Raw genomic sequence first — 12,391 nt, forward strand, 5'->3', positions numbered from 1 at the left:
AAAAGAACAGCCAAAAAAAACACCCCCGCAGGAGTGCTGTTGCTTACCAGGTAAAATTTCTAGCCCACTGATTCAACTCAAACAACTTCCTCATCGGCCGGGTCGCCGTAGGGGTCTTCGCTGGCCGGACGCACGTTGCCGAACATTCCGGCATCCGCTACGTTGTCCGCCGGGTCGCCGTAGGGGTCTTCGCTGGCCGGACGCACGTTGCCGAACATTCCGGCATCCGCTACGTTGTCCGCCGGGTCGCCGTAGGGGTCTTCGCTGGCCGGACGCACGTTGCCGAACTGTCCGGCATTCGCGCGATCGTCATAATTGGCATCAGGATCGACTTGCTCGCTGTCTGGCCCGACGATCGCATCTTTTAACTTACGCAAAAATCCGTCTACCATGATAAAGTTCCTCTGTTTTATGGGTTGAAAAACTGGTGTTTCAGATTTGGAATACCAGATTTAATTAAAAATCGCGGCAGTGACAATCTCAAATGATGAGGCTACTGTGCCGGAACAGGACTTGTAGCTTCCGGCAAGCTTTTGAGGTCTCGGCCGGTAGTTTGGTTGTTGTACCCCTGGAATTCGCGGTAACGCGCCGCCTCGGACTCAGGAACTGTAATTCCTTCAGGCGGGGGCGTTACCCAGTGAGCGCGATTCTGGGCATCGCGGTAGTAAACGCGACCGTTTTTAGAAAGGTAATACTTTCCCTGCGGCCCCTGTTCTTGCTTGTTTTGGTGCTGGCGGTAAAGGTAATAAAGGGCTGCTGCTCCTACTAAAGTAATCCCTACTTTTTGAGCATTGTTCAAGCCTTTTTTTGCTTGTGGCAAAGGAGTCTGGCCGCGATTAGTTTGTACTGCTCCAGCACGAGTGTCGTCAACAGGAGGCGGGGGGGTGGAACTTTGCTGGCCAGAACCGCAAGCATTCAAAAGCGGAAATGTCAGTAGCGTTGTCAGCAGCAGAGCCATGAAGCGCGATCTTCTGGGTTCGGGTTTGATTGTGTTCATTGCCGCTCCGAATTGTCGGGATTACAGATAGGGTGTGTTTTGGCTAGGTTGGGAAACCTGAGCTGCTGGCAACGGTTTTTTAAGTAAATTCATCGATCGCAGCAATTTTGCCAAAATTAGTTGCCGAGAACTTCCAACAGCGCAGGTAAAGTATTTCCTTTCTGTTTAATCATCTTTACATCTGTCTAAGATCGGCTCACTCCAGGGATATAAATAAAGTTTCTTTGATTTCAGTCCGCAGGTATATGCAAATGCACCCCCTCTGCTCAAAAAAAATCCGTTTGCGGGCAGAAAGCGAGCCCAGTGAAGCCGACGGAGGCGAGCCGGAAACCCAAAGCAGCACTGGCGAAGGAAAAGAAGCGAGATTTATCACTCCCGCAGTGTTTAATTGTACCTCCGAGCTTGTCTGATATCGAGGCAATTTTTTTGTAGAAATTCTGGAGATGTCGATCGCACTCTTGTATTAATAATTAACCGCGATAGAAAGCCGCCGCAGCTTTTATGAGTTTTTATGAAAACCAAAAATATAGTTACCGTTGGATTGTCGCTCGCAGTTTTATTAGCTGCGACCAAATACATACCTGATTTTAAGCAACAAAACCTAGTCAAGCAATTGCTCGAAACCAAACAGTGTCCCGAATGCAATCTCAGCAATGTCAACTTGAAAGCAATGGACTTGCAAGGATTTAACTTGCAGGGAGCAAACCTAGAAGGTGCTAACTTATCAGGAGCAAAATTGGCGAATGCCAACCTCAAAAATGCTAACTTGAATAAAGCCAACCTCACCGGAGCAGATTTAGGCTGTAGCGGCATAAGTTTCAATCTTGATACTAATGGTCAAGCAGCAAATATGGATTTTAAGATCAGTGCTGTTCCCGAAAAAAATAACCCAGAAAATGCCGCAGTTGGTTTGAACATGAAATCAACAGACCGAGGAGCTACAATTCGTTTAAATCTGCCGGGATGCGCCGACTTCGAGAACACTAAATTGCAGGGAACAAAAATGCCCGACGGCAGCATTCACCCTTAATCAAAGCAAACATAGCAATCAGCCCCACAATCATTTGTGAAATTCTTGTCAATCTTTGAGTTCTCTGTTTTCTCAATCTCTGCGTCCTCTGCGGCCTCTGTGGTTCATCAAAAAAAAACCGCCATCTCAATAACAGACATCAGCCCCACAATCATTTGTGAAATACTTGTCAATCTTTGAACTCTGTGTTTTCTCAATCTCTGTGTCCTCTGCGGCCTCTGTGGTTCATCAAAAAAAAACCGCCGTCTCAATAACAGACATCAGCCCCACAATCATTTGTGAAATTCTTGTCAATCTTTGAGTTCTGTGTTTTCTCATCAATCTCTGCGTCCTCTGCGGCCTCTGTGGTTCATCAAAAAAAACCGCCGTCTCAATAACAGACAGCGGTTTTTTTTTTAAACAACTAACAGTCGCCTAAAATTAGTGAGCAGAACCGTTACCGTGATACTTGTCGCTATCGTAGAATCCGTTTTTTGTACCGAAGAACAAACAGCAAACGGTGAAAACTGCTGTCAAGACTGCTAAAACTAACTTAACGTCCATAATTGAGTGTCTCCTGATTTAGTGAGCGAAAATACTCAGATTGTAGAAGATTTTTGGCTGGCGCGCCCGTCTACGGGCGTAGCGCCAGATTTGCTGGGCTGTGCTTTGGTGCGACAATTTCCTGATGGCGAAGAAATTCGAGGAATTATTGTCGAAACCGAAGCTTACGGCCCGGGAGATCCTGCTTGTCACGCTTACCGCCAGCGCACTCCTCGCAATCAGGCGATGTTCGGGCCTGCGGGTATCTGCTACGTTTACTTAATCTACGGGATGTATCACTGTTTTAACGTGGTGACGGATGCAGAGGGGGTTGCTAGCGGTGTGCTGATTCGAGCTTTGCAGCTAGATGCGCTTCCCAAGGGTTTCGCTGGAATTCCCGAAAAAAAGCGATCGCGCCTCGCCGCCGGGCCTGGGAAACTGTGTAAAGTGCTGGAGATCGATCGAACTTTCAGCGGTTCTCCCTTAGATGCAGGCCACCCGCTGCGGTTGGAACACCGGAGCGAGCAATTTCAGCAAGCCGTGGAGGAGGGTACAATAAATTTTGTGCAAACTACGCGGATCGGGATTTCTCAAGGAATTGATTTACCTTGGCGATGGTATGTAGGGAACTCTACGGCTGTGTCAAAACTCTAGTAATGTCAAAGGTATCAGTGTAAATTTTGTCGCTTATCTTAGTGAAATTATGGCTTACTCTTCTGAAAATCCGATCGTACAACTCAAAAAATGCCTAAGCCTGGTTCAGGATGTCAACACTCACAGCGAAGCAAACCGAGCCTTCGAGCAATTGTGCGCGATTATCGATGCTGAAAACCCTATGGCGGCGCAACTTTTGGAGATTTTGTGGGAAGAAGCCATCATGGCGAGGCGATCGGCCTTATTTTGGCAGCAAATGAGCGATGTTGAGAAAGATATGGCTAATCGAATGATGGAAAATATGACGCAGATGCGGCAAAACTATTTGCGGCTGATGCAGGAAATGTAAGATTTTGGGAATGGGGAATTGGGCATCGGGCATGGGGAAATTGAGACTCAACTCTGACGGAGTGACAATCCCGTTCAGCTTGAGCATCTTTTCCCCTGTTTTTTATAGCTGAGCGAGGAATCAAGGGGTAAAAATAGGTTATCTTCGATGTGCGATCGGACTTCAGGCGAGACGTTACAACCACTGTTTAGGCATTCCATCAAAAATTTATTAGCCTGATAATACTGAACAAGCAATTTTTTTTGCGCTTCTGTGAACTGCCAATCCTGACCTATATCACGATAATTAATTATCACATTTCTTAAGTTTTTAGTCCACTCTAAACCATTATTTAGCCACCATTGCTTAAATGTATCTCTATTTGAAATAGGCAAATAATTTTTCAATTGTTCAATTTTTTCCTTAAACTCAGAATTAGTATTTTCTTTAAGGATATCGTCGAGAGTTATAGTGATAGCATTGAAGATAACATCAGGAATATAAATATTAATTGCTGTAGAGGTAGCAATTGTTCTACTAATAGCAAGAGCACTTATATAGTCGATAGCAATATCTATGTCAGTTGTGGTGTTGATATCAATATCTAAGCCAGTGGCAATAGTGTTAATGGTAGTAACCTCAATAAGGCTACCAATAGCGCTGCCAGCACAGTCTGGGTCACTGGCGATAGCAATAGCGCGAGCGCGGGTAAGGTAAAAAAGACGAACGGCTGCTGGTTTGTAAGAAACATTAACTGAATTCGATTTCTTACTTACCCACCTGAGAAATTCCTGGAGTTTTTTATCAGTAGCCATGAGCATATCAACTTGTTGCTTAATTAGTTGCAATAAGCTATCTGCTGGGGACAACATCTCAACAGCCTGCAAAAATATTTCTCGCCAACGTGCTTCAGTTATGTGAACGACGAGTTGCTGACAACCCTGTTGAGAGCTTACCAATTCCTCGGGACTCAAATACTGTGGTGGAAAATTTTGATGAGAAAAAGAGGATTTTTTCCAGGTTTTTTTAACCAATAAGTCAGACACAAGTTCAATATCAGCTAAATGATCTGAAAGAGAGGATGCGATCGCTTTTTTACCATCAACGGCATCAAATACCTGTATTTTGTATCCATTTTGTTCTAACCATTGAGGAATATCCCGCCAATTTTTTAGCGTATTGAGTGGTTGTTTGGTCAGTTGTTCAACATACCGATATATTGTCTTACACAGGTCAGCTTCCACTCCTCTAGAATTTTTATATAGCTTTTCAGCCATTTCAGCAGGACTATAACCACAAAGTAATCCACGCAGATGTTTCTTTTCTGTGTCTGTGAGTCCCCGTGTCATGTGAAGCGCAAACTCTCGCTTGGCAACGGCTAAGTCTTTGTATAACTTTTGCAGATCCCAATTAGTTGCGGCTGCGGCAAATAAGTCTTCGGATGAATCTGGAGTGCGTACCATCATTACCACACGATCGAGTCCCTAACAGATAATCCTAACAAACTTCCTAACCTTTGTTTGGAACCGACCAGCTATGGGAGTGCAAAGCTATAGATGTACAGATTCAAAAATCTAAAAGATATGACGAAACAGCAATCCAACTACCAACAACTGTCTCTTTGCATAGACAAGCCTATCTCTACCTTGATCAAAGACCTCAAGGTGTCTCGCCATCCAGTTGTTATTGATGCTACCAAGAAACTTGAAGAAGCCCTAGGTCTCTTGCAGTATATTCAGGATGCTGGAGTCGTCAAATCGACGAAAACAAAAACAGCTATTTACGAACTCCTGACCAAGGTTTAACGAAACTCGCGTCATCTAGTGGGGTGTGCATCTTGCTAGCCTCACTCTACACAGGACTTATGCAGGCACACTACATATAGTGTTCCTGCATAAATACGAACGCTAATAATTGATCCAAGCTATTTGCCCGATCGCAATTACCAACTTTTCCTATTTCATTAAAGCAGCGCCGCGGTTGTAAAGTTCCCGCGCGTAATCAGTCCAAGTTCCCTGTCCCCAATAGCGGAAACAGCTTGTTTGCACCAACAAATTGTAAAGCAAAGCTTGTTGATATTCAAACTGCTTGGTAACGGCGGCATCTTGCTGCACCAGCCGATCGTACTTTTGGTGAAATGCTGCGCTGAGTTGATTCATCGGTTCCAAGACGTTTTCGTAGCCTTTCACCCAACTTAAATCGTTAGTCCAAGAGGCACCATCCATATGAAAATTATGGTCGGTTTGCTTGAGTTGGGCGATCGCACTTTCGACCTTTTCCGGCGTCGCACTATCAGCATCGACTAACTGCCAGATTTTGTGCTGGTTGACTCCCTGACAAATCGGATAATCATCAGGATTAACACCCGCCGCCTCAATTATCTCCAAATATTCAGTCCCATTTAAACCGACAACACCGGATTTTCCGCCGCCATCTTCGCGGTTTTCGTGCCAAGCTTTCATAAAAGCACTGGGAAATTCATTCATCATCACGCCGCCATTTTCGCCATCAGCAATCTGAGTGACTAAAGAAGGAACTGTGACATTGCCAATTTGCTGTTTTCGGCGGACTTTAGCTTCGTAATACGGCTGCATTTGACCGACCAACTTTGTATCGGAACCTTGGGTTTTAATCAAAGCCGTAATGCTGATGGTTTCGCCGCGAGAATTGCGGGCTTGCAAACGGTTGGGAATGTATTTTTGGTCTTGAGACAATCCCGAACCGTCGAGATTTTCTACAGAATGTTCCTGCACCATCAGCCAGCGGTAGCCGCATTCTTTCAAAGCTTTGATGTATTCGTAAAGCGTATCTGGGTGATTGGGAAAGTGCATTTCTGGGGGTGAAAAACCTTTGACGCGCTTGAGGGCATCAATGCCAAAAATGGATGCAAAATGATGTTGCCATGCTTGTATTTGGAGTTTAATGTCGGGAATGGGAGTTGAGGGAATAACGGCGTGACTCCACATTGTCCCCAGCCATTCTACGTAAGGTTGGTATTGAGCTTCGCAGGTAATCCGCTTGAGATTGTTGAGGACATCATCGCGTCCCATTTGGCGCAATCCCCACAATAAATTGCCGGAATAATCGAGCATAATTCGCGGGTTGCAGCCTTCGGCAATTAGTTGGGGAATGAATTCGCCCATGCGGGAATAACACCAAGCAAAGACTCCGGCGTTGTGATTGTCTCCTTGGTTAGGATTTTCAAACATATTCTGCAAATTGCAGATTAGTTCGCCGTTTGCACCGGCTGGAATTGTGGGTTGGTGCATATGCAGGGCGCAGGCAAATCCGGCTTGAATATTTTCGAGGCGCAGATTTGTGGTAGGTAGAAAGACTGGTTCGTTGCTGTTGGCTGCGGCACTGATTTCTGCTTCAAAACCGCAGATATTGGGTAAGCCTGAGTTAATTTCGTTTAAAATTGGTAGGTTGGGAGATTGGGCGATCGCAGACATAAATTTTTCTCAAGAATTGTGGAGCGGCATTGTCTGCTATTCCTAAAATAGCTAGATAATTTAATAGTAGCAGAGGATGTCTGCCAAAAATAAAATATATAGCAATTCTCTTTCTTTTGTGAATTAGATTTATTTTTCAACTAACTGCTTGCACGGCAAATCCGGGACGCACCAATACCAAAGAAACTGTTTTTTTATCCTTACTGCGGGTTAAACCGAATAATTTTCGTCCATCAAATCCGGTTTATGACCAAAGAGTCCGTGCAGGACTAATAGCAAAGGAAGTGAAGACAGAGAAAGAGATGAGTTCAAGAAGGTTTGAGAAAGTTGTGCGATCGATCTTCGGAACAACAGGATACAAAGGGCGAGTTGGCTCAACAGCAGCCAGAGACGGTACTGCGCCCTGTCCCTACCTGTATTCTAAGTATTTTAATTGTATTCCCAATGGCCGACTTGCTTATTTGCCTAGAAATCATATACTTTGTCAAGTTAAGAAAATATTTTTGGATTCAATCTAGGAGTAAGCAAAAAAAATGTACATCGTACAAATTGCCTCAGAGTGCGCCCCCGTCATCAAAGCTGGGGGTTTGGGCGACGTAGTTTACGGTTTGAGTCGAGAATTGCAGAATTCCGGCCACTGCGTCGAGATTATTCTGCCCAAGTACGACTGCATGAGGTACGACCACATTTGGGGGCTGCATGAGGCCTATCGGGATTTGGCCGTGCCCTGGTACGGCGGCGAAATTCTTTGCGATGTCTACTGCGGCTGGGTGCACGGGGTGTTGTGTTTTTTCATCGAACCTCGATCGCAAGATAACTTTTTTAACCGCGGCTGTTATTACGGTTGCAATGATGACAATATGCGGTTTGCATTTTTCAGCAAAGCTGCTTTGGAATTTTTGCTCAGAAGCAACAAGCGCCCGGATGTGATTCACTGTCACGATTGGCAAACTGGTTTGGTTCCAGTCATGCTGTTTGAAGTTTACAAATACAATTGGATGGAAAATCAGCGAGTCTGCTATACCATTCACAATTTCAAACATCAAGGTATGGGCGGTAGCGATGTTTTGCAAGCAACGGGTTTGAATCGAGATGATTATTATTTTCAGTACGATCGCCTCCGAGATAATTTTAACCCCTTTGCCCTTAACTTTATGAAAGGGGGCATTGTCTACTCAAACTTTGTTACCACGGTTTCGCCGCACCACGCTTGGGAAGCTCACGTCGGCGAGTTCGGCTACGGTTTGGGCCATACTTTGCATTTGTATCAAGATAAGTTTCGCGGGGTGCTCAACGGCATCGATTATGATGTATGGAATCCTGAGAGCGATCGCTATATTCCGCAGCACTACACTGCCAAGGATCTGGCAGGAAAAGCCAAAACTAAAAAGGCTTTGCGCGATCGGCTTTTATTGCGCGATGCTGACAAACCTATGATTACCTTTATCGGTCGTTTGGACGATCAAAAAGGCGTTCACCTCGTCCACCACGCAATTTATTATTCTCTGAGTAAAGGCGCGCAATTCGTGCTTTTGGGTTCGGCGACGGAAGCAGGAATTAACGCTCATTTTCAGCACGAGAAATGGTTTTTAAACGACAATCCAGACTGCCACTTGGAACTTGGTTTTAATGAGGAACTGTCGCACTTAATTTACGCGGGTGCGGATATGATCGTGGTGCCGAGCAATTACGAGCCCTGCGGGCTGACTCAGATGATCGGGTTGAGGTACGGTACTGTTCCTGTGGTGCGGGGTGTGGGCGGTTTGGTGAATACGGTGTTCGATCGCGATTACGGCACCAGCCACCCCCCCGAAGAGCGCAACGGTTACGTGTTTTACCAAAGCGACTACTACGCTTTAGAGTCGGCGATCGATCGGGCGATCGGATTGTGGTATGACTATCATGATGAATTTGAAAAACTGGTAATTCAAGGCATGAATTGCGATAATTCGTGGAAATATCCAGCCAAAGACTATGTGGAAATTTACGAGCTAATTCGACACAAATGAATTAGTCAGTAGTCAGTAGTCAGTAGTTAGTAGTCAGTAGTCAGTAGTCAGTAGTCAGTAGTCAGTAGTTATTAGGGAATTGTTAGCTGTTGACTGTTAACTGTTAACTGTTAACTGTTAACTGTTGACTGTCAACTGCCAACTGCCAACTGCCAACTGTCAACTGTCAACTGTCAACTGTCAACTGATATATCTATCCAGACAGAGATAATGTTTTGAGTAAAAATGCGGGGGTGGAAAGTACGAATGCAGATTGTAGGGTTTTCTTGCCTGTCGTACTCAAGTGCGATCGTACAAGATAGAAGTATAGAAATTAAACGGCTGGTGTTCGCCCGCCCTACAAAAAATGAATTCACAACTAGAACAACAAGCAACTATTCTGCAAGACGAAACAGTAGCGGCAGGCAATGCAGCAAACCCAACGGTTGAAACACCTTTATTCGCTTCAGAATTTGCAACCGAAGAAAAAGTCAGAGTAGAAGAGTTTAAGATTAGCGCTGACAGTTTAATTGGTAAAGTCAAAGAACTAATTCAGCAAGGAAAACTCCGCCGCCTCGTCATCAAAAACTCGCAAGGGCGGACTTTGGCAGACATTCCGCTGATGGCGGGATTGGTAGGCGGCGTTGCAGGAAGTGTAGTCTTTCCAATTGCTGCTGCACTTGGCGCAGTTGGGGCGGTTGTGGCTCATTTGACTGTAACTGTTGAGCGCCCAGAATAGTCATCATACAAAATCCGGGTCTTGGATACCCTTGATGAACCAGTCGGCCTTGGGGCCGACGTTGTTTGACTTTCTGGCGGTTTCAACCGCCGAATTATCAAAGGACTATGTTACCCGGATTTGGTATTTGTGATTAAAAATCTTCTGTTAAAGTCCGCCTTCGCGGACTTTGTTTGTTTCGTAGCGATTTGCATCGCCCAATTGCCCTATCGAGGCAAATTATCGGGTAATTTCGCCGCAGGCTGATCTAAATAATTGTAAACAATTCGCGAAATTCGACGTACAAAATCTCTGACAATCGGGTCATTGTAAGGACGTTTTACAAAAATTGCTGCTAAATAACGCTTGCCATTGGGCATATCAATAATCCCCGCATCGCCCACCACAAAACCAATATCTCCAGTTTTGTCAGCAATTACTGCTCCCGCCCCCAAACCAGAAGGCAACAGCGTTCTAGTTGTTGTACGCCGCAATAATTCTAAAGCCTGTTCTCGACTCGATTCCGAAACTAATTTCTCGCGAGACAGCATTGCTAGCAACTTTACCATATCCACAGAACTTGTGGTATTTGTTCCTTGAAAATCGCCCAACCAGTTGCGAATTCTCGTATCAGTTAATCCCCAACTGCGAAAACGTTCGTTGAGTTTAGCGATCCCGCCCAAACGTTCGATAATCATGTTGGTGGCTGTATTATCGCTGATCGTAATCATTTTATCTACGGTTTCTCTGATGCTAAACCGAGTGTTATCTGGTTCGTCCTGCATGGTTCCAGAACCGCTGGCCACTAAGTCCGATTTCATAATTAATGTTTCGTCCAGGCTAACTTTGCCCGCGTCTACATCTTGATAAAATGCAATTAGAATTGGCAATTTAATTGTACTCGCCGCCGGAAATACTCGATCGCCTTTGATATCCAAATATTCTCCTGTATCTAAATCCAGAAAAAACATTCCGGCACTCAGGGATCTGTATTGGGCGATCGCACTTTCAATCTGAGGCTTAATTGCGCTCATTTCCAAACCCGTTCGCATTTCCAAATCAGCGCCATAGTTTCTCTCAATTCCTGAAGCAACAGTAGGCGAAACTTGACGTGGTTTTTGTTCTACCTGGGTAATAGCTGTTGGTGGAAAAGACTCGTTGCCGGAGATTTGCTCTGGATTGGGCAACTGAAACGACCAGCGGGTTGCAGATTCTCTAATAACTCGGACTTTTTGCGGATCTAACTGATAGCCGGGAGTTAATTGTATCACTAATCTGGTAGTTTCGCGATCGAATTGCCCGATTCTAATTTGTTGAATAGCTGAGTTGTAGCTTTGAGGAGTTTCGGGATATTCCAAGACAATTCCCGGTAAATCAATTACTAAACGGGTGGGATTGGCAATAAGTTGAACTTGGGGTTGAACGCCTGAATCCGTGGTTAAGTTTAGTTGATTTTGGCTGGCATCGAAGTGCCACGATGTTAGTGTATCAGCTTTGACAGGCAGGGCGATCGACAAAACACTAATTAAAGAAGGCAACAGCCATCGCAGTTTTGGAGTCATATTTAAAGAGAAAGAGTTGAACGGCTGCAACGAAACAACGGCCAGAACAGCGTTCTCAACCGCTTTCGACGCAAACCACCTAGCATCATACAGTCAACTCTTGCCCGCAACCGTAAAGTTTATTATTTTGTTTTAGAATATTCCCTTGCCCGAACTGAACAGACATTTTGACAAAAATCGAAAACAATCGAGAAATTATCTGCGTTAAGAAAGCCTCGATCTGCGTCGATCTGCGGTTTCGGCAATTACCAAATCTAAAATCGATTGGTTTCTAGCATTTTCGATCGAGTCGATCGCAGCTTTGAGAAAAACTTTGCCTTTAGCAACCTTGCGGCGATCGCTCAAATGATCGTAAGCTTCCCAATTACCGCTAACTTCGCGATCGTGCCACAGAAACCAGCCGCGATAGATTTCCCCGCTATCTATATCATCGCACAGAACCAGCCAATCATCCCCGGTGAGAGTGCTGTCATCTAACGCTATCAATTCAATCCACGCTAAGGCAGTGCAGGCGTCGATCGCCTCAGCATCAACCAAATTAGATTGTGTAGCGGTAGATTGCGGCGAACAAAGTGTAGACTTCATAATTTCTCCTTAATTAAATTAATGAATGTTTTTATTTGTGGAACAGAGGGGGAACAGCAAGTGGAAAAACGTTGTTTTGATGAACTTCTGGTTGGTCGAATTTACCAGCGGCGGATACTTCTGTTAAATTATTAAGTGTATTAATTGTGAAAATTGCAGCGGTTCCTAAAGCTGCCATTGCCAGTCTGTGTAAGATTTTAGTCATTTTGATGCTCCTTTTTGGCCTGACGGATCGATTCTGCTAGTGTAGGGTGTGTCACAGAAGATATTTGACGCGAATCAGACAGTTTGTTTCTGCGGCACCCTGGGGTTTTGATGTATCTACTCTAAAAAATTCAGTGATTCCGGGCGGGGGAGATTGGGGAGTTAAGAAAAGTTTCTGATTTTCAAATACATTCAAAGGTTGAAGCCGTTATCAGGATAGAGTTTGAAGAATCGATCGCCCAAAAAACTTCCCGCAGTAAAATTCCTTAAATTCCGGCTAACTGACTATCTGGCTCAAAATCGGCTAAAATAGGAACTTAAGACCTTAAACTTTTTAAATTCGTTCCCTTT

15 protein-coding genes are annotated in these 12,391 nt (G+C 44.8%); 7 read left to right on the forward strand and 8 right to left on the reverse strand.

Annotation, left to right across the window (positions count from 1 at the left end; translation table 11 throughout):
• Positions 1-77 precede the first annotated feature (77 nt).
• Together AACV78_RS04060 and AACV78_RS04065 are read right to left on the reverse strand one after the other, a co-directional pair.
• The gene (locus AACV78_RS04060) at positions 78-392 is read right to left on the reverse strand and encodes a translation initiation factor (RefSeq protein WP_194008226.1); all 315 of its coding nucleotides are present in this window, start codon (positions 390-392) and stop codon (positions 78-80) included.
• A gap of 101 nt (positions 393-493) precedes the next feature.
• Positions 494-997 carry a hypothetical protein gene (locus AACV78_RS04065; protein ID WP_194008225.1) on the reverse strand — a complete coding sequence of 168 codons (504 nt, stop codon included), beginning with the start codon at positions 995-997 and terminating at the stop codon, positions 494-496.
• A 251-nt stretch (positions 998-1,248) separates the two neighbouring features.
• Between AACV78_RS04065 and AACV78_RS04070 the strand changes: the two genes are divergently transcribed.
• Positions 1,249-1,407: a hypothetical protein gene (locus tag AACV78_RS04070; protein ID WP_194008224.1), complete on the forward strand. Its 159-nt coding sequence runs from the start codon at positions 1,249-1,251 to the stop codon at positions 1,405-1,407.
• Between the two features lie 101 nt (positions 1,408-1,508).
• Entirely contained in the window at positions 1,509-2,027 is a 519-nt protein-coding gene (locus AACV78_RS04075; RefSeq protein WP_194008223.1) for a pentapeptide repeat-containing protein, read from the forward strand.
• 420 nt (positions 2,028-2,447) lie between these two features.
• Here the strand turns inward: AACV78_RS04075 and AACV78_RS04080 are convergent, their stop codons facing one another.
• On the reverse strand, positions 2,448-2,570 hold the full coding sequence (locus tag AACV78_RS04080; RefSeq protein WP_096830678.1) for a hypothetical protein: 123 nt from the start codon (positions 2,568-2,570) through the stop codon (positions 2,448-2,450).
• 21 nt (positions 2,571-2,591) lie between these two features.
• On the opposite strand from AACV78_RS04080, the gene AACV78_RS04085 reads away from it, so the two are divergent.
• The gene (locus AACV78_RS04085; protein WP_194008248.1) at positions 2,592-3,203 is read left to right on the forward strand and encodes a DNA-3-methyladenine glycosylase; all 612 of its coding nucleotides are present in this window, start codon (positions 2,592-2,594) and stop codon (positions 3,201-3,203) included.
• 49 nt (positions 3,204-3,252) lie between these two features.
• On the forward strand, positions 3,253-3,552 hold the full coding sequence (locus AACV78_RS04090; RefSeq protein ID WP_194008222.1) for a hypothetical protein: 300 nt from the start codon (positions 3,253-3,255) through the stop codon (positions 3,550-3,552).
• Between the two features lie 74 nt (positions 3,553-3,626).
• Here the strand turns inward: AACV78_RS04090 and AACV78_RS04095 are convergent, their stop codons facing one another.
• On the reverse strand, positions 3,627-4,997 hold the full coding sequence (locus tag AACV78_RS04095; protein ID WP_194008221.1) for an NACHT C-terminal helical domain 2-containing protein: 1,371 nt from the start codon (positions 4,995-4,997) through the stop codon (positions 3,627-3,629).
• A 117-nt stretch (positions 4,998-5,114) separates the two neighbouring features.
• On the opposite strand from AACV78_RS04095, the gene AACV78_RS04100 reads away from it, so the two are divergent.
• Positions 5,115-5,336 carry a hypothetical protein gene (locus tag AACV78_RS04100; protein WP_194008220.1) on the forward strand — a complete coding sequence of 74 codons (222 nt, stop codon included), beginning with the start codon at positions 5,115-5,117 and terminating at the stop codon, positions 5,334-5,336.
• Positions 5,337-5,486: 150 nt separating this feature from the next.
• Here AACV78_RS04100 and AACV78_RS04105 read toward each other — a convergent pair whose 3' ends face one another.
• Positions 5,487-6,983 (reverse strand): glycosyl hydrolase family 57, encoded by a 1,497-nt coding sequence (locus AACV78_RS04105; RefSeq protein ID WP_194008219.1) that lies wholly within the window; start codon positions 6,981-6,983, stop codon positions 5,487-5,489.
• A gap of 533 nt (positions 6,984-7,516) precedes the next feature.
• Here AACV78_RS04105 and glgA point away from each other — a divergent pair.
• On the forward strand, positions 7,517-8,992 hold the full coding sequence (gene glgA, locus AACV78_RS04110; protein WP_194008218.1) for a glycogen synthase GlgA: 1,476 nt from the start codon (positions 7,517-7,519) through the stop codon (positions 8,990-8,992).
• Positions 8,993-9,338: 346 nt separating this feature from the next.
• Positions 9,339-9,710, forward strand: coding sequence for a DUF4342 domain-containing protein (locus AACV78_RS04115; protein WP_194008217.1), 372 nt, complete (start codon positions 9,339-9,341; stop codon positions 9,708-9,710).
• Positions 9,711-9,916: 206 nt separating this feature from the next.
• On the opposite strand, the gene AACV78_RS04120 is transcribed toward AACV78_RS04115, so the two are convergent.
• The 3 genes from AACV78_RS04120 to AACV78_RS04130 form a co-directional block, all read right to left on the reverse strand.
• Entirely contained in the window at positions 9,917-11,251 is a 1,335-nt protein-coding gene (locus tag AACV78_RS04120; RefSeq protein ID WP_194008216.1) for a serine hydrolase, read from the reverse strand.
• A 204-nt stretch (positions 11,252-11,455) separates the two neighbouring features.
• A complete protein-coding gene (locus AACV78_RS04125; RefSeq protein ID WP_194008215.1) occupies positions 11,456-11,836 on the reverse strand; it encodes a hypothetical protein in 381 nt (126 codons plus the stop codon).
• A gap of 31 nt (positions 11,837-11,867) precedes the next feature.
• Entirely contained in the window at positions 11,868-12,041 is a 174-nt protein-coding gene (locus tag AACV78_RS04130) for a hypothetical protein (protein WP_194008214.1), read from the reverse strand.
• Positions 12,042-12,391: the final 350 nt, after the last annotated feature.

Origin of the sequence: Tychonema sp. LEGE 07196 (assembly GCF_963890365.1) — a bacterium.
GTDB lineage: Bacteria > Cyanobacteriota > Cyanobacteriia > Cyanobacteriales > Microcoleaceae > Microcoleus.